Consider the following 16,807-nt stretch of genomic DNA (forward strand, 5'->3'; position numbering starts at 1 on the left):
ACACACCCGGCTCGCGGCGAGGGGTGCGGCCGCCCTCCGGGGCGGGGGCTCCCCCCCACGGGGAGCCGGTCAGCGGTCAGCAGTCAACGGTCAGCGGGAGACGGCGGCACCCGGGCGGTCGAGCGCGGCCGCCTGGCCGCGGCCGTCGGCCGGGCCGTAGCCGTGCTCCGCCGCGAGGACCGGGCGCAGCGCCCGGATCGCGTAGAAGTTGCGGGACTTGACCGTCCCCGGCGGCACCCCGAGCCGGGCCGCCGCCTCCACCACCGAGCGGTCCCGCAGGTGCAGTTCGACCAGCACCTCGCGGTGGTGCTTCTGCACCCGGCGCAGGGCCAGTGCGATGTCCCGGGCGACGACCACCTGCTCGTACGGGTCCTCGGCGAGCGGACGGTCCTCCAGCGGCTCGCCGATCACCTCCTTGGCGCGGGCGGCGGCCATCCGGTAGTGGTCGATCGCGATCCGCCGGGCCACCGTGAACAGCCAGGGGCGGCTCTGCTCGGCACCGGCCGCCAGCGCCTCGGGGTGCTGCCAGGCGCGCAGCAGGGTCTCCTGGAGGATGTCCTCGGCCTTGCCCCGGTCGCCGCCGGTGGCGCGCAGCAGCGCGCGCAGCAGGTAACCGCCGTGCAGCCGGTGGATCTCGGCGAGCGTGTCCGGGTCGAGGGTCGGGCGGGCCGCCTTCGGCGTGCCGGGCGCGGGGGCGGATCCCGTGGTGGCCGACGGGTCCGTGCCGGCCGGCGGGCCGACGGGCGGCTGGGCGACGGACGTGGGCTGGGCGACGGGCTGCTTCGACACGCGCGGCCTCTCAGATCGGGCAAGGGCAGGGCGACACACCGACCGGACTTCCCCGGCGGCTACAAGCAGCAGACTGCCCGCAGCCGCCAAGGCCGCACCAACGATCCGCCAACGCCCCGGCCCCGCACGGCCGGGCCGCAGGCCAGGACTCCGCACGGACACCAGCCAGCCATCTCGCAGCCATCTCCCGGCCGCCCCACGGCCACCAGGCCGCCCCTCAGGCCTCGTTGAGCACGCGCACCAGTTCCTGGACCCCGTCCTCCCCCCGGTGCTCGATCAGCACCGCGACCCAGGTCGCCAGCTGCTCCCGCTCCACCGCCGACCAGGCCGGTGCCGAGGGGTGCTCGTCGACCACCAGCGCCGCCGCCAGCTCCCGCAGCCCCGGTGCGGGCTCCGGCCTCCGCCGCTCGGTCGGCAGCGCCCGCAGGGCGAGCCGCCGGGCGGCGGCGGTCACCTCCTCCGCCGTGCCCTCGGGCACCACCAGCGCGGGCGGCCCGGGCCTGCTCGGTTCCTCCTGCCGTACCAGCGCCGCGACCACCTCGCGCACGTCCGGCCCGTCCGGATCCATCGTTGTCCCTCCCCCATCCCGTCCCACGGGAGTCACGCCGGCTGCTCCTGCATGGCACTCGTTCCGCATCGAGTGCCATCCGAAGACGGTATCTACTGACAGCCGGTCCAGCAGAGGGTTTTCCGGTACGGCCGGGCAGCTGCCGCTCAGCTGCCGCCCGCACACCGGTTCGGCCGGCGACGAGGCGCCCGGCTGGGCCTCCGCGTTTCGGCAACACCGCGGCCACCGGGCGGGCGCCCACCCCGCACCACGACACCGGCCCCGCCCCAGACCGCCGTCGAGGCCGGGCCGCCGCCGGTGGCACCGGTCGCACCGGCCGGCGGACCGGCCGACGACGGCGGACCGGCCGTCGTGACGGCGCGGTTCCTGGTGGCGCGCATGAGCTCCTCCGAGCGTGACGAGGAACGCGAGGTGCGCCCTGTCCCGCTCAACGGACCTTCCACCGGGGGCGGTTCACCGATCCGCAGGGTGACGCGCGTTGAACCGGAACGGGCCCTTCGCCCGTAGTCCCGACTGAACGCACCGACGGTCCGGCCCGGCGCACCGTGAACCAGGAGGTCACCCGATGGCTTTCTCCGACGGCAGCCCCGACGGAGCCGCCGCCACCCCGGAACGGCCCGACTACACACCCGCCGCCTGGCCCGAGCCCGTCCCGCTGCTCCCCCGGCAGCCCCTCGACCCACTCGGCACCGTCCTGATCCCGCCCGCCGAACGGCGGCTGTTCACCCGCACACCGGCGTCTCAGGCGCAGCCGCCCGCACCGCCCGGCGACCCCACCCCCACCGCCCTGCTCGCGGTACCCACGCCGTCCCCGGCCACGGCCCCCGCCGCACGCCAGGACCGGGCGGCCCACCCGCGCGCCCTGCGACTGCCCTTCGGCGGCGGCACGGAGGCCCGGCGCCGCCGCCTCGTGGAGCGGATCCGGACCCCGCTGCGCAGCTGCCACCGCATCGCCCTCCTGGGCAGGCCCGCCGAGGGCGTCCCGGTCACGCTCGGCGCCCTCCTGGCGCAGCACCGGCCCGACCCGGTGATCGTCCTCGACCTCGCCGACGCCTCCCGCGTCTCGCACGCCGACCGGCGGATCCTCGACCGGAGCGCGGCCGGCCGGCTCGACATCCTCGCCGTCCGCCCGGACACCCCGGGCCCCGCGTTCCGGGACGCCCTGACCGACCTCAGCGGCCGCTACCCGATGATCCTCAGCGACACCACGGCCGCCGCGGACGACGTCCAGCTCACGGCCGTCGAACTCGCCGACCAACTGGTCATCTGCGAACACGCCTCCGCCGACGGCGCCCGCAACGCCTCAGCGCTGATCGACCACCTGACCTTCCGCGGCCACGGCGACCTCGTCCGCGGCGGCACCGTCGTCTTCGTCCCCAGCCCGCCCACCGAGCGCCCCGTCGCCGACCGCCAGCTCCTCGCCCACTTCCGCACCCTCTGCCGCGACGTCGTCCTCCTCCCCGCGCACACCCCGGGCACCCCCGGCCGGCTCCGCCCCCACACCCACCTCGCCTACCTCGAACTCGCCGCCCTCGTCGGCGACGCCCTGGCCATCCGCCACACCGTCTGAGGCCGCACCCCCGCCCGGAGGACGGATGGGCGGCCTCGGGGTACGTGCGTCACGGGACGAACCAGGGGGCGCCCCCGCCCGGAGAGCGGCTACGAGCGCCGGGGCCACCGGGAGCCCGGCGGTCGAGGGCGCGGTGCCCACGCCCGAGGAGCGGCGCGACGGTGCAGCGGGAGGACGGCCGGGCCGACCTCTCACGCCTGGCCGTCCTCCGCCCTCCCCGGGCGCCAGCCGCGAGCACGGGCACGCGGCGTGACGGCGCCGGCGGCGGCAACGAGGGCGATGACGGCCAGTGCGGCCAGGGAGATCACCACGGCCTGGGTGGGGGCGGTGGAGGCGGGTGGAGCGGGGGGCATGGCGAGGGCGGCCGGTGTCGCGGCGGGGGGCGCCTGGTCGGGGACGGAGAGCTGGGTGACGGCGGCGACGGGGTCGATGGTGCCATAGCCGACCTGCGGGTCGGGGGTGGTGACGGTGTGGTAGGCGGTGGTCTCCAGGCGCCGGATCAACTGGTCGGCGGTGAGGTCCGGGTGGCTGCCGAGGGTGAGGGCGGCGGTGGCGGCGACGAAGGCGGCGGCGAAGCTCGGCCCGGCGCCGGTGTAGTTGCCGCCGGCGGCCGGGCCGGTGCCGGTGACGGCGTCGCCCGGGGCGGCGAGGTCGACCCGGCCGCCGATCGGGACGGCTCCGGCGCCCGAGGGGAGGGCGCCGCCGGGGGCGAGGTCGCGGACGGCGAGGACCTCGCCGTAGGCGGCCGGATAGGCCGGTCCGGGTTTCCCCGAGCCGGGCTGGACGTCGGGGGCCGCAGGCGCGACGATGACCGCCCCCTTGCTCCGGGCCGCCCGCACCGCCCCGGCGAGCGCGTCGTTGCCGGCCGGCAACGCCGCCCCGACCGCGATGATCCGCACTCCCCGTTCGCTCGCCGCCGTGATCCCCTGGGCGAGCAGGTCCGCCGTCGTGGCACCGCCGTCGTCGGTGACGGATACGGCGAGGATCCGGGCCCGTGGGGCGAGTCCGGCGAAGCCCGTCCCGTCGCGGCGGTCGGCGGCGATCAGGCCGGCCAGGAAGGTGCCGTGGCCGACGCAGTCACGGGCTGGGTCACCGCCTCCGGTGAGTTTGGGGGCGTAGTCGAGGCGACCGGCGAGCAGGCCGGTGCCGTCGGTCACGCCGGAGCCGAGGACGGCGACGGTGACGCCGTCACCCTGGCTGAGCGGCCAGACCCGGTCGGGGCGCAGGAAGGTCTGGGGCCAGGGCGTGAGCGACGTGCGCTTGGTGGACGGGGGCAGGCAGCCGGCCGGCTTCCCGGACGCGTCGCGCCGCAGCTGGGTGACGCCCGGGAGGCTGTCGTCGCCGGCGGGGGTGTCGGCCAGGGCCGTGCCCGCCGTCGGCAGCAGCAGTCCGACGGCGAGGAGGGCGGCCGCCGTCCTCACGCGAGGCTGCCGATCCGCCCGGCCGGGATGTCCTGGGGCAGCAGCAGGCTGAGTTCGTCCAGGTCCGCCACCTCCAGCCGGGAGAGCCGGCCGGCCTGCCGGGTGATCATCGACTCCAGCACCTGCCGGGCGAAGCGCCCGTTCCCGAAGGACCGGTCACGCGGGACGGCGGCGAAGAGTTCGCCGAGCGCCGCCAGCGTCTCCGGGGTGCAGTTGTACCCGGCGGTCTCCGCCTGGAGGCGGACGATGGTGACGAGTTCGTCGTCCGCGTAGTGGTCGAAGGTGATCTCGCGGGAGAAGCGGGAGGCCAGACCGGGGTTGGAGGAGAGGAAGCCGCGCATCTCCTCCTGGTAGCCGGCCACGATCACCACGACCTCGTCGCGGTGGTCCTCCATCAGCTTCATCAGGGTGTCGACGGCCTCCTGGCCGAAGTCGCCGCCGGTGCCGTTGCGGGGCGTCAGGGTGTAGGCCTCGTCGATGAAGAGCACGCCGCCGCGGGCGCGTTCGAAGGCGTCGCGGGTGAGCTGCGCGGTGTGGCCGATGTAGCGGCCGACGAGGTCGGCGCGGGCGGTCTCGATGAGCTGACCGGCCGGCAGGACGTCGAGTTCTGCGAGGAGTTCGCCGTAGAGCCGGGCGATGGTGGTCTTGCCGGTGCCAGGTGGGCCGGAGAAGACCAGATGGTGGCTGATGGTGGCAGCGGGCAGTCCGGCCTCGACGCGGCGGCGGGTCTGCCGGGTCAGGTTGACCAGGTCCTCGACCTGTTCCTTGGCCGCGGCGAGGCCGACCATGCCGCGCAGCCGGTCGAGCAGGCCGGGCTCCTCGGGCTGGTCGGCTCCGGCGGCGGCGCGGGCGACGGCGGCGGCGGCCTGCTCGCCGACGTCGGCGGGGAGCAGCCGGCTGAGGTCGGCGTTGTCGAAGTCCTCCAGTTCGGCGAGCCGGGAGGCCTGGCGGTCGACCATCTCCTCGAAGACCTTGCGGGCGGCGCGGCCGTTGCCGAAGTCGGCGCCCTTGGGCATCCGGTCGAAGTGGACGGCGAGGGCCTCGCGGGTGCCGTCGGCGAGCTCGTAGCCGTGGCCCCCGGCGGCGTGTTCGACGATGGTGGTGAGTTCGTCGACGCTGTAGTTCTGGAACTCGACGGTGCGGCTGAACCGCGACGCGAGGCCCGGGTTGGAGGCCAGGAAGTCACGGATCTCGTTCTCGTACCCGGCGACGATCACCACCAGGTCCTCGCGGTGGTCCTCCATCAGCTTGACGATGGTGTCGATGGCCTCGCGGCCGAAGTCCGGTCCGGTCCCGCCGGAGCCGGCCGACAGGGTGTACGCCTCGTCGATGAAGAGCACGCCGCCGAGCGCCTCCATGACGACCTCGGTGGTCTTGAGCGCGGTGCCGCCGATGATCGAGGCGACGAGGTCGGCGCGGGCGACCTCGACCAGGTGGCCGCTGCGCAGCACGCCGAGTTCGGCGAGGATGGCGCCGTAGAGCCGGGCGACGGTGGTCTTGCCGGTGCCGGGCGGGCCGGCGAACACCAGGTGGCGGCTCATCGGGAGGGAGGGCAGCCCGGCCTGCTCGCGGCGCCGGGCCAGCTTGTTGAGGTTGACCAGGGTGGCGACCTGCTCCTTGACGCCCTCCAGCCCGACCAGGGTCTGCAGGACGGCCTGCGGGCCCTGCGGCCCGGGAGCGGCGGGGGCCTCCTGCGGAGTGCCGTCGGCGGACTCGCCCTCGTCCCCGGCGGCGGTCGCCGCGGCGGTGACCGTGCCGTGCGCGTCGGGCGAGCGGTTGTCCCGGCTGTCGAGGTTCTCGACGGCGAGCCGGTCGGTGGGCTCGCTCTGCCGCAGCCCGGCACCCTGGTTCTCGGCGGTGACGCAGTCGGTGAGCCGGACGGGTTCGGCGGACTCCGAGCGCAGGCCGTCCACGGTGTTGTCGGTCAGCTGGCAGCCGGTGAGGGTGGCGCGGGCGCCGGGCAGCAGGTGGAGCCCGTGGCGGCGGTTGGCCCGCAGCCTGGTCCTGGTCGCGGTGAGTTCGCCGCCGTGTTCGACGCTCGCGCCGTCGAACGCGTTGTCGGCGGACTCGACGTCGCGCAGGGTGGCGATGCCCTCGGCGCCGATCGAGATGCCGCAGGCCTTGCTGCCGCGCACGAGGCTGCCGCCGAGGTAGGTGTTGGCGCCGTCGGCGATCCGGATGCCGTTCTTGCCCGCGTCGAGCACGGTGGCGTCCTCGATCCGGCCGCGCCCGTCCCGCACCACCTCGACGCCGTGGCCACCGGCGTCGGTGACGGTGATGCGGCGCAGCAGCGGGTTGGCGCCGTCACGGATGACGATGCCGGCGCCGGCCGCGTCGCGCACCTCCAGGCGGTCGAACTCCGCGGCGCTCTCCCCGGTGAGGTCGACGCCGTCGGTCTCGCTGTCGCGCACCACGGCCCGCACCAGGCTGGGGCTGGCCGATTCGTCGACGTGGATGCCGGCCTGCGCGGCGGCGGTGACCTCGCAGTCCTCGAAGGTGCCGCGGGCACGGCCGGCGATGTGCAGGCCGTGGCCCTGGCTGCGGACGGCGCGGCAGCGGCGCAGCAGGGGGTCCGTGCCGTTGGTGAGGACGTAGCCGTGGCCGCGCACGGCGGTGACGGTGCAGTCCTCCAGCACCACCCGCGCGGTGGAGCCGAGGAAGACGCCGACCGCGCTGTCGCGGACCTCGGTCCGCAGCAGGCGGGTGGTGCTCTGCTCCTCCAGGGCCACGGCGGGTTTGTCGGTGGCGGAGATCTCGCAGTCCTCGATGACTCCGCGCGCCTCCCCGTTGGCGCAGATGCCGTTGCCGCGCGCGTCGCGCAGGACGCAGCGCCGCACGGTGGGGTTGGCCCGTTCGCCGATCACCAGGGCGGAGGTGCCGAGGTGTTCGATGACGCTGTCCTCGATGACGCTGGCGCCGGTGGAGGTCTCGACCAGCCCGGCGCCGGCGGTGTTGACCACCCGGCAGCCGCGCATGGCCAGTTCGCCCTGCTGGCGGGTGAGGACGGCCGTCCAGGCGTTGCCGATCACCTCGCAGTCCTGTAGCGCGAGCTGGCCGCGCGGGACGTCGACGGCAGGCAGGTCGTCGTCCTGCCCCTGGATCACCAGGCCGGTCAGCTGGACGGCCTCGGCCAGGACCTGGACCACCGAGCCACGGCGCGGACTGATCCGCACACTGCCCCGGACGTCCTCGGCGGTGATGGTCACCACCTTGGTGAGCACCAGGTTCTCCTCGTACCGGCCGGGGCGTACGGAGATCACCGCGCCGCTGCGGGCTGCCTGGAGGGCCTCGCCGATCGTACGGTAGGAGCCGCGTTCCCGCTGCTCCGCGCAGACCGTCAGCACCGGGCGCGACATGCCTGGGGGTTCCCTTCGTCGTGGGGCGTTCGTTCGTGACCTGCTCGGAGGATGAGGGTCAGGTCAGGGTGTGCAGGTGACGCGCATGGCGCTGGCGGCGTGGTGGGCGTAGGTCTTGTTACCGCCGACCCAGTCCTGGCCGCGGGTGTGCAGGGTGACGGACAGCGAGCCGCGGTACTGGAAGGTGCCCTCGCCGACCCAACGGCCCTGGTTGGAGGTCTGGTTGATCTTGAAGTCGCTCGACCCGCTGCCGCTCTGCACGGTGTAGTAGGTCGGGTTCCCGCCGACCTTCTTCACGTCCCCGCTGGCCGGGATGTAGACGTCCAGGGTGCAGCTGGTGACCTTGTCCACGGTGAAGGTCCACACCACCGAGTTCTTGTCGTCCGAGCCGTCCCCGGACATCGGCACCGAGGTGTACGTCCCGTTGCAGCCGTCGCCGCTGTAGCCGCCGGAGTTGCTCCGCCAGCCGGAGTCGCCCTGGTCGAACCAGCCCTTCTGGCTGTACACGCCGCTCTTGTTGCCGCAGTACGGGCCGGTGACCACGACGGTGGGCGCGGCCTTCTGCGGGGGCGGCGGCGCGGGCTGCTGGGAAGCCGGCGGCGGCGCGGGGTTCTGCGGGGCCGGCTGCTGCGGCGCGGGGTTCTGCGGGGCGGGGTTGGCGGCGCCACCGGCCGCGCTCCCCGCCGCGCCACCTGCGGCGGCAGCGGCGGCGCCACCGGAACCGGAACCCGAGCCGGAACCCGAGCCGGAGCCGGAGCCGCCCTGGGCGCGACCTGGAGCGGTGGTCGAACTCGCGTTTCCACCACCGGAGTTAGCGGCTCCGCCGGATCGAGCGGCAGTGCCTCCCGCGCCTCCGCTGCTTCCGGTGCCGTTCGGGGCCGAGGCCGGCTGGTCGCCCGGGGCGGGCGTGCCCGTGCCGGCGTCCGCGGCCGGGACCACCGCGTCGGGCTGACCGGGGGCAGGGGTGCCGCCGGAGCCGCTGGTACCACCGTGCTCGTCGAAGTTCGGGACGAAGCCGTTGCCGCCGTCCCCACCACTCTGCCCGTAGCCGGGCGGGGCGTCCGCCTGGGCCGGGCCGCCCTTGTGCTCGTTGCCGCCGAGCTGGGTCACCACCACGGAAGTGCCCACCAGCACCAGGCCGACGGCGACGGCCGCCGCGATCATCGGGCGGGAGACCCGGCCCGGCCGGGGGCCCTGGTCGGTGCCGGTGTCGGTGGAGGGCTCGGCGACGCTCGCGGCGGCCACCGCCTCGGGCGTCCCGGCGGCGGTGGGTGCTGCGGTGGCGGGTGCTGCGGTCGTCGTGGCCGTGGCCGGTGCGGGCACGGGCGGGACGGCGGGAGGTGCAGCCGGCTGCTCGCGCTCCGGCTGTGCGGGCAGCACCGCGGTCGCGGCGCCGGAACCCGCCTCCGCCGCTTCACCCTTCGCCGAGGCGGTTCCCTCCGAGGCGGCCGCCGCCGACGCACCCTCCGGCGGCTCGACCTCCGCCGCCAGGGCCCAGTTCACCTCCGGGAGCTGGAACCCGGCGCCCGTCCGCCCCGCCTCGCCGCGCTTCTCCTCGGCCACCATGCATCCCCTGCACTCGACGACACTCCTGTGGGGAGGTACGGACGGAGTGGCCGAACCGGTTCAGCCGCTACGAGCCGACCGTCCAGACCGGCTCCTCGTCGGAGTCCGGCGGGGTCAGGACGAAGGACACCGCCCGCTCCAGCACCGCCGCGTCCGGCGCCGCCCACGGACCGTCGCCCTGCGCGCGGACGTGAGCGAGCAGCTCCGGGTCGGGCGCCAGCCCGTACTCCTCCAGGTAGTACGTCACGGTGTCGGTCCAGATCCAGGACCCGTCGGTACGGAAGCCCATCGGGACGATGGAGCGCCGCTGCCGGTCCACCACGTCGTCCATCAGCATCGGCGTCAGCAGCACGGGCGCGCCCGCGCGCAGGTAGCCGACGAGTGCCTCGCGCTCCGCGCGCTCCTCGATCCTCGGCCGGTCCGGCCCAAAGCCCGGCCCCGTCACCGGGTCCACGGCGTCGAACACCGACGCCAACCGGAAGTCGTCCCGCATCGTCCCGCTCGTCCCGCTCATCCCGCACTCCTCCCGCCGGTTCGCCCCTACGCTTCGTCCGACGGACGGAAGGCCGCCCCGGGTTCATCGCGGTGCCGGTCCGTCGGCCGACGGCCCGACCGGCCGGGTCGGGGCCAGGGCCCACCACCGGCCGGGGAGAGTGGGAGGGGCGCCGGTGCCGCGCCTCGGACCAGGTGATCCGCGCCACGACGCGGCCGCCCGGCCCCCACAGGACGTCACCGTCCGGCCGCGCCGCCGAGGTCCAGGAGGTAGCGGGCCGGGTCGGCGGGGCGGATCCGGTCGGCGGGAGCGACGGCGTCGCGCCGGGCCAGCCAACTGCGCAGGCGGTCGGGGCGCGGGCGGACGCCGCCGATCTCGTGGAGCAGCACGCGGGCCGGACGCCCGGTCGTCTCGTCCGGCAGGTCGACGTCCACCACCTCGAACTCCGTCCCCGGGGCGAAGATCACGGTCGGCTGGTCGCCCGGCTCGCCGAAGACCGAGCTGCGGCGGCCACCGACGGACCAGATGGCGAACTCCACCCCGACGTCCTCGCCGAAGTCCGCGCCCGGCGCCGCCAGGCCGCTGACCGGGGCCCGCTCGGTGACCACGGTTCCCGGGGTGTAGGCGGCCAGGTCGGCCGACTCGACCGGGCCCGCCACCAGCACGCCTCCGTAGTGGCTGGGCAGCCGCCGGAGCCCGGCCGCGAGGCAGCGCAGGTACGGGCCGAACGGGCCCGGGGCGCCCGACCGCGCCGCGGCGCGGAGCTCGGCACGCTCGGCGAGGACGGTCGAGTCGGTGTGGTGGAGCAGCACGGCGACCAGTTCGGGCCGCGGATCGCCCTCGTCGGCCCGGGCCCGCAGGCCGGGCAGGCGGGTCGCGACGTCCTCGGCCCGCCGGACGAAGCGCTGGTAGGCGGGCCCGAGGAGGGTGACCAGGGCCGCGCGGTCCTCGGCGGGGGTGGAGAGCTCGACCAGGTCCGACAAGGGGGCGGTCGACTGCGCCTGAGCTTGCTCGGGGACCTGCTCGGGGGCAGGCCCCGGGGCCTGCACTGGCGTGGAGCCGGCCGCAGGCTCGGGCGTCGAGTGTGCCCCGGCCTGGCCCGCCATGGTTCCCGGCGGCTCCGTGGACTCGGCGGCCTCCGTGGACACGGCCAGCTCAGGGTCGAGTGCCGGGGCAGGGGTCGGCACCTCCTCCGCTACGGGGATGCTCTCCTCCGAAGCGGCTGCCGGCGCGGGCCCGGGGCCGGCCTCCCCGTCGGGCGGCGTCCGGTCTCCTCCCCCGGGTGCGACGCTCGCCCCCGGCTCCACGGCCGGGCCGGGGCCGGCGTCCGGGGCCACCGTCGTGCCGGTGTCGCCCACCGCGGCCGCAGTCGGCCCGGGGGCGGGCTCGGGGGTGGGAGGGGAAGCGGGGCGTTCCCCGGGCTCTCCTCCGAAGACCCCCATCGTGGCCATAGGGACCGGTACGGCCACCGGATCCGTCTCGATCCCGCTCTCCGTCCCAATCCCGGCTTCGGACTCCGTCCTGGTCTCGGTCTCCGTCCCGGTCCCAGCCTCCGTCTCGATCTCGAACACCGGACCGGTCGCGGCCACCGGCTCCGGCGCCCCGGGCTCGGTCGACACCGGTAGCGGCGCCGGGTCCGCCTCCGCCGACGCTCCGAGCTCCACCGACGCGGGCTCAGGTACAGCTACGGGCCCCGCCGCAAGCGCGGGCGCCGCCTCCGGGCCGGGCGCCGCCACGGCAGCCGAAGCAGCGGCGGGTCCGACCCAGTCGAGCCCGTACAGCCGGGCGCAGAAACGCCCGACCGCCCCGGACTCGACGTCCAGCGTCCCCTCGACGGCGAGGGCGAGGCGCGCGGGCGCCGGCGGGAGCGAGCCGAGCACGGCCCCGAGGTGGTCCCAGAGTGTCTCGGGGACGGGGCGTCCCGGGGACCCGACGACCAGCGCGGGGCCGGCCGGGTCGGGCCTCCGAAGGCGGGGGCCGCGGTCCGCGGTGGCGGCCGGGCGGAGCCAGAGTCCGGCCGCGACGGCTTCCAGTTCCCAGCCGGGGAAGGCCGGGTAGCGCGCGGGCCCGGGGGCGGCGGGCAGGTCGGGCCGGCTGCGCCAGCCGACGGCCGTGACGGTGCGGTCGGTCGGGCAGGCGACCAGTTCGGTGAGGTAGGGCTCCCACCCTTCGGTGCCGTCCGCGGCGAGGTGGACGTGGCGCAGCCCGGCCGCGCCCCGTACCGGCAGGCCGACGGCCGCCCGGACCTCGCGCCCCAGCGAGGCCGCCGCGACCGCCGCGAGTTCGATGAGCTCGACCGGCGCGGCCCACGGCGCGCTCAGGGTGAGGCGCGCGTCCTCCGCGACCGTCCCGAGCAGCAGCGCGGCGGCGTTGGCGAGTTGGGCCCCGGTGGGCAGCCGCCCGGCCGGTTCGCCGAGGACGAGCAGCAGTCCGCCGTCGGTCGCGGCCGCGTGGTCCAGCGCGGCGGGCCGCGCCCGGCCCGCGATTTCGGTGACCCAGTACGCATCGCGCGTCAGCGGGGTGATGGCGGCCGCGGCGGGCCACCGCGCGCCGAGCGGTTCGGCCCGGAGCTGGGCGCCGCCCGGCGGGCAGCGCCACCAGGAGCCGTCCGGGGCCGACAGCGTTCCGTCCGGCTCGATGCTGACCATCGCGTCGGGCGCCACGATCGTCAGCCCGGAGCGGGCGGCGAGCAGTTCGGCGGGCCGCCGTCCGTCCGGCCCGATCGCGGCGAGTCCCGAGGCGGCGAGCACCAGCACGTCGGCGCCGCGCTCACCCGCCGCCCGTACGAGGTCGTCGAGCGAGGCGAGCAGGACGGGCGCGGCGTCCGCGGCGGCGGCCAGCAGCAGCAGCGCGCCGGGTTCGGCCCCGACGGGCGCGAGGGCTTCGGCCAGTCCGGCGGCCTCCGCGCCGGGCGGCGCGATGACGTAGTGCGGGCCGAGCGCCCGCAGCGTGGAGGCGGTCACCGGCCGGCCTCCGGTTCGTCCGCCACGTGCCCGGTCTGCACCTGGACGGTGCGTCGCCGGGTGATGTAGAGGCCGCGCCCGGCGGGGAACTGCCGGGGCTTGACGTTGCCGAACAGGTACCCCTCCGAGGGCGGGCAGGAGAGCAGCAGGGAAGGCGAGTTGACCTCCTGGAGCTTGCGCATCAGCGGGTCGCCGAGAGCTCGCCCGACGCCGTTGGCGCCGCGCGCGACGACCAGGTGGAGGCCGATCTCGGCGCCCTGGGAGAGGTCTTCGAGCAGGGCCGCGAAGGGGTGGGCGCCGCTGGTGGAGCCGACGAGGTCGTAGTCGTCGACGAGGATGAACAGTTCGGGCCCGGTCCACCAGTCGCGCAGCCTGAGCCGGGCGGGGGTGATGTCCGCGGGCGGGATGCGGTTCTTCATGGCGCGCGAGGCGCCGTCGACGATCTGGCGGAGCTTGTCGACGGCCACCGCGTAGCCGAGCTGGTACTCCTGGGGCACCGCGTCGAACAGGCCGCGCCGGTAGTCGACCAGCATGATCCGCGCCTCGGCGGGGGTGTAGGCGGAGGTGATGGCGTTGATCATGAGCCGCAGCAGGTTGGTCTTGCCGGATTCGCTGTCGCCGACGACCAGCAGGTGCGGGTTCTCCTCGAAGTCGTGCCACAGCGGCGAGACCTCGGTGTCCTCCAGACCGATCGGGACGCGCAGCCGGCCCTCGGGGGCGGGGAGCCCGGCGGCGTCGAGGGTGAGCGGGAGCATCCTGACCTCGGGGGCCCGTGGGCCGGTCCAGTGGGCGGCGACGGCGTCGACCAGGTCGGCCACTCCGTCGCCGAGGTCGTCGGTGTCGCCGGAGCCGTCGATCCGGGGCAGGGCGGTGAGGAAGTGCAGCTGCTCGTCGGTGAGGCCGCGGCCGGGCAGCTTGGGGACCTTGGCGGCCGCGCGCATGTTGATGACGGAGTCGACGGAGTCGCCGAGCCGCAGTTCGAAGCGGGTCTGCAACTGGTCGCGCAGGCCGCCGCTGATCTCGCCCCAGCGGGTGGTGGCGATGACCAGGTGGACGCCGTAGTTGAGGCCGCGCTGGGAGATCAGGGTGAGCGGCTGGACGAGGTCGCCGAACTCCTGGCGCAGGGTGTTCCAGCCGTCGATGACGAGGAAGACGTCGCCGTGCGGGTCGTCGGGCAGTTCCCCGGCGGCCTTGCGGCGGCGGAAGGACGCGATGGAGTCGATGCCGAGTTCGGCGAAGTACTGCTCGCGGCGGGTGATGATGCCGTTGACCTCGGCGACGGTGCGCAGCACCCGTTCGCCGTCGTGCCGGCCGGTGACGCCGCCGAGGTGCGGCAGTCCGCGCAGGGCGGAGAGCGTGCCACCGCCGAAGTCCAGGCAGTAGAACTGGACTTCGCGCGGGGTGTGGGTGAGGGCGAGGCCGGTGATCAGGGTGCGCAGCATGGTGCTCTTGCCGCTCTGCGGGGCGCCGGCGATGCCGACGTGCCCGCCGGCGCCGGCCAGGTCGGCGGTGAGCAGGTCGCGCAGTTGCTGGAAAGGGCGGTCGACGATGCCGACCGGCAGGCCGAGCGAGCCGTGGGAGCGCTCGTCCTCGGTGGTGAGGCCGCGTTCGGGGTGCGGGACGAGCGGCGGCAGCAGTTCGTCGAGGGTGGGCGGGACGTCCAGGGGCGGCAGCCAGACCCGGTGGGCGGGCGGTCCGGCGTCGCGCAGCCGGCCGGCGGCGACCTCCAGCAGCGAACCGTCGGACGCCTGCTCCTCCTCGGGCTCGGCCGCGGTCGCCGGGAGGTGACGCGGCAGCACGTAGTCGGTGCCGTAGGCGACGACCTGCCCGGCGAGGGCGGCCTGCTGGGAGGCCCGGCGCTTGGGCCGGTACGGCCCGGAGACGTAGGCGGCCTTGAACCGGGTGAGGGTGGAGATGTCGCTGCGCAGGAAGCCGTTGCCGGGCTGGGAGGGCAGCTGGTAGGCGTCGGGGACGCCGAGGACGCCGCGGCTCTCCATCGCGGAGAAGGTGCGCAGGCCGATCCGGTAGGACAGGTGGGACTCCAGCGCGCTCATCCGACCCTCGTCGAGGCGCTGGGAGGCGAGCAGCAGGTGGACGCCGAGCGAGCGGCCGAGCCGGCCGATCATCACGAAGAGTTCCATGAAGTCCCGGTGCGCGGACAGCAGTTCGCTGAACTCGTCGACGACGACGAAGAGCGTGGGCATCGGGCGCAGCGCGGCGCCGCCGGCGCGCGCCGTCTCGTAGTCCAGCAGCGAGGCGTAGCCGGCCTCGCGCAGCAGCTCCTGGCGGCGGATGAGTTCGCCGTGCAGGGCGTCGCGCATGCGGTCGACCAGCGCGGCCTCGTCGGCCAGGTTGGTGATCACGGCGGAGGTGTGCGGCAGGCCGTCCAGGCCGAGGAAGGTCGCGCCGCCCTTGAAGTCGACCAGGACGAAGTTGAGCACCTCGGAGGAGTGGGTGACGGCGAGCGCCATCACCAGGGTGCGCAGCAGTTCGGACTTGCCGGAGCCGGTGGCGCCGATCAGCATGCCGTGCGGGCCCATGCCGCCCTGCGCGGACTCCTTCAGGTCGAGGTCGACCGGGCGGCCGTCCGGGCCGAGCCCGAGCGGGACGCGCAGCCGCTGCGCGATGCCGCGCTGGCCCCAGAGCGCCTCGACGTCCAGGGTGTTCAGGTCGGGGATGCCGAGCAGGGCGGTCAGGTCGAAGTCCGTGGCGAGCGGCTCGGCGACGTCCACGCCGTCGGCGATGCGGTAGCGGGCGAGCAGCGCGGCGAGGCGGGTCGCGGCGGGCACGGCGAGCGCGTCGGGGCGGCCGAGGTCGGTGACGACGTCCTTGCGGTTGCGGTCGGCGCCGATCATGGCGAGCCGTCCGTCGTCGATCCGCAGCCGCAGGGTGGTGCGGGCGGCGCGCCACTCCAGGCTGTCGGACAGGTCGATCAGGACGGCGTTGCGGTAGCCGGTGAGCGCGGCGCGGCTGCCGGTGTGGGCGCCGGGGCCGTCGAGCACCAGGACGGTGAAGGGCTCGTCCCGGTTGGGCACGGCGTCCGGTTCGAAGCCCGGGCGGCTGGTGAACTCCTCGCCCAGCAGCTGCTCGACCTCGCCGAGGCTGCCGGCGACCAGCCGGACCGGGCCGGCGCCGTCGGTGTCGGTCGGGTGCAGGGCGTGCGGCAGCCACTTGGCCCAGTCCCAGGAGGTGCGCCGCTCGGCGTCGGTGACGACGGCGATGCGCAGTTCGTCCGGGCCGTGCACGACGGCGAGCTGGGCGAGCACGGCGCGCACCAGGGCGCGGGCGGCCTCCGGGTCCTCGGCCCGCAGCAGCAGTTGGGCGAAGCCGCGCAGGTGGATCGCCATCGGCTGGTCGGCGACGGTGCCGTAGGCGTGGATGAAGCGGCGCAGCGCGTGCGCGCACAGCGGCTCCAGGTCCTCGACCGGCTTGGTGGCCAGCGGGGCGAGCGGGGTGGCCAGGCGCTGGGCGCCGACCGCGATCCGGACGTCGCTGAAGTCCGGGTGGGCGGCCCGCCGCTCCCACAGCCGGGTGGTGCCCACCAGTGACCACAGCTCGTCCGGGGCCGGGTGCCGCCAGGCGAGCGCCTGCCGTTGGGCGTCGACCGAACGCCGCACCTGGCGGCGCACCTGGGAGAGGTAGCGCAGGTAGTCGCGGCGCTCGCCGCGCAACTGCTGCTTGCGGTCGCTGGAGCCGCGGATCAGCTGGGTGACCAGCATGCCGACGGCGGACAGCGCCATCATCCCCATCGCGAGGTAGCTGAGCGCGCCACCGCCGCCCTCGCCGCCGCCCGGGTGCAGGAACATGAAGACCATCGACAGCGAGCCGAGCGCCATCGGGGCCATGCTGATCACGCTCGCCATGCCGCTCTGCTTCTCCGGCAGACCCGGCGGCTCCTGCAACTGGATCTCGCCGTCCGGCATCTCGGGCCCCGGGCGCCGGGGCGTCCGGGTGACCAGCACAACGCTCACTCAGGGCTCCTCACTGTGACGGGCTCCTCACTGCGACAGCCGTCCCTCTGGCTCACGGACGGCGTGGCACCCGGGGTTCAACCGCGGTTGAACGCGGCGCGCCGAGCCGC

9 protein-coding genes are annotated in these 16,807 nt (G+C 75.6%); 1 reads left to right on the plus strand and 8 read right to left on the minus strand.

The features are described from left to right. Positions 1-90: 90 nt before the first annotated feature. Positions 91-789, minus strand: coding sequence for a sigma-70 family RNA polymerase sigma factor (locus AB0O82_RS35155; protein WP_350879510.1), 699 nt, complete (start codon positions 787-789; stop codon positions 91-93). Positions 790-1,006: 217 nt separating this feature from the next. Next, positions 1,007-1,357: a hypothetical protein gene (locus tag AB0O82_RS35160; RefSeq protein WP_363588546.1), complete on the minus strand. Its 351-nt coding sequence runs from the start codon at positions 1,355-1,357 to the stop codon at positions 1,007-1,009. A 565-nt stretch (positions 1,358-1,922) separates the two neighbouring features. Here AB0O82_RS35160 and AB0O82_RS35165 point away from each other — a divergent pair. Next, the gene (locus AB0O82_RS35165; protein WP_363588548.1) at positions 1,923-2,927 is read left to right on the plus strand and encodes a hypothetical protein; all 1,005 of its coding nucleotides are present in this window, start codon (positions 1,923-1,925) and stop codon (positions 2,925-2,927) included. Positions 2,928-3,118: 191 nt separating this feature from the next. Here AB0O82_RS35165 and AB0O82_RS35170 read toward each other — a convergent pair whose 3' ends face one another. From AB0O82_RS35170 to eccCa, 6 genes are all read right to left on the minus strand, one after another. Continuing rightward, positions 3,119-4,348 (minus strand): S8 family serine peptidase, encoded by a 1,230-nt coding sequence (locus AB0O82_RS35170; protein WP_363588550.1) that lies wholly within the window; start codon positions 4,346-4,348, stop codon positions 3,119-3,121. Next, positions 4,345-7,704: a right-handed parallel beta-helix repeat-containing protein gene (locus AB0O82_RS35175; protein WP_363588552.1), complete on the minus strand. Its 3,360-nt coding sequence runs from the start codon at positions 7,702-7,704 to the stop codon at positions 4,345-4,347. Before AB0O82_RS35175 ends, AB0O82_RS35170 begins: the two co-directional genes overlap by 4 nt. Before the next feature lie 63 nt (positions 7,705-7,767). Then, on the minus strand, positions 7,768-9,270 hold the full coding sequence (locus AB0O82_RS35180) for a hypothetical protein (RefSeq protein ID WP_363588554.1): 1,503 nt from the start codon (positions 9,268-9,270) through the stop codon (positions 7,768-7,770). 67 nt (positions 9,271-9,337) lie between these two features. Then, positions 9,338-9,784 carry a hypothetical protein gene (locus AB0O82_RS35185; RefSeq protein WP_363588556.1) on the minus strand — a complete coding sequence of 149 codons (447 nt, stop codon included), beginning with the start codon at positions 9,782-9,784 and terminating at the stop codon, positions 9,338-9,340. A gap of 215 nt (positions 9,785-9,999) precedes the next feature. Then, entirely contained in the window at positions 10,000-12,726 is a 2,727-nt protein-coding gene (locus AB0O82_RS35190) for a hypothetical protein (RefSeq protein WP_363588558.1), read from the minus strand. Then, complete coding sequence (eccCa, locus tag AB0O82_RS35195) at positions 12,723-16,649, minus strand: type VII secretion protein EccCa (protein ID WP_363588564.1); 3,927 nt, start codon at positions 16,647-16,649, stop codon at positions 12,723-12,725. The genes AB0O82_RS35190 and eccCa overlap by 4 nt, the downstream gene beginning before the upstream one ends. Positions 16,650-16,807: the final 158 nt, after the last annotated feature.

Source organism: Kitasatospora sp. NPDC088264, assembly GCF_040685715.1.
Taxonomy (GTDB): domain Bacteria; phylum Actinomycetota; class Actinomycetes; order Streptomycetales; family Streptomycetaceae; genus Kitasatospora.

Coding starts and splice junctions, on each gene's coding strand:
- AB0O82_RS35160 (WP_363588546.1), bottom strand. CDS start 1,357: ATGGATCCGGACGGGCCGGACGTGCGCGAGGTGGTCGCGGCGCTGGTA.
- AB0O82_RS35165 (WP_363588548.1), top strand. CDS start 1,923: ATGGCTTTCTCCGACGGCAGCCCCGACGGAGCCGCCGCCACCCCGGAA.
- AB0O82_RS35175 (WP_363588552.1), bottom strand. CDS start 7,704: ATGTCGCGCCCGGTGCTGACGGTCTGCGCGGAGCAGCGGGAACGCGGC.
- AB0O82_RS35180 (WP_363588554.1), bottom strand. CDS start 9,270: ATGGTGGCCGAGGAGAAGCGCGGCGAGGCGGGGCGGACGGGCGCCGGG.
- AB0O82_RS35185 (WP_363588556.1), bottom strand. CDS start 9,784: ATGAGCGGGACGAGCGGGACGATGCGGGACGACTTCCGGTTGGCGTCG.
- eccCa (WP_363588564.1), bottom strand. CDS start 16,649: ATGCCGGACGGCGAGATCCAGTTGCAGGAGCCGCCGGGTCTGCCGGAG.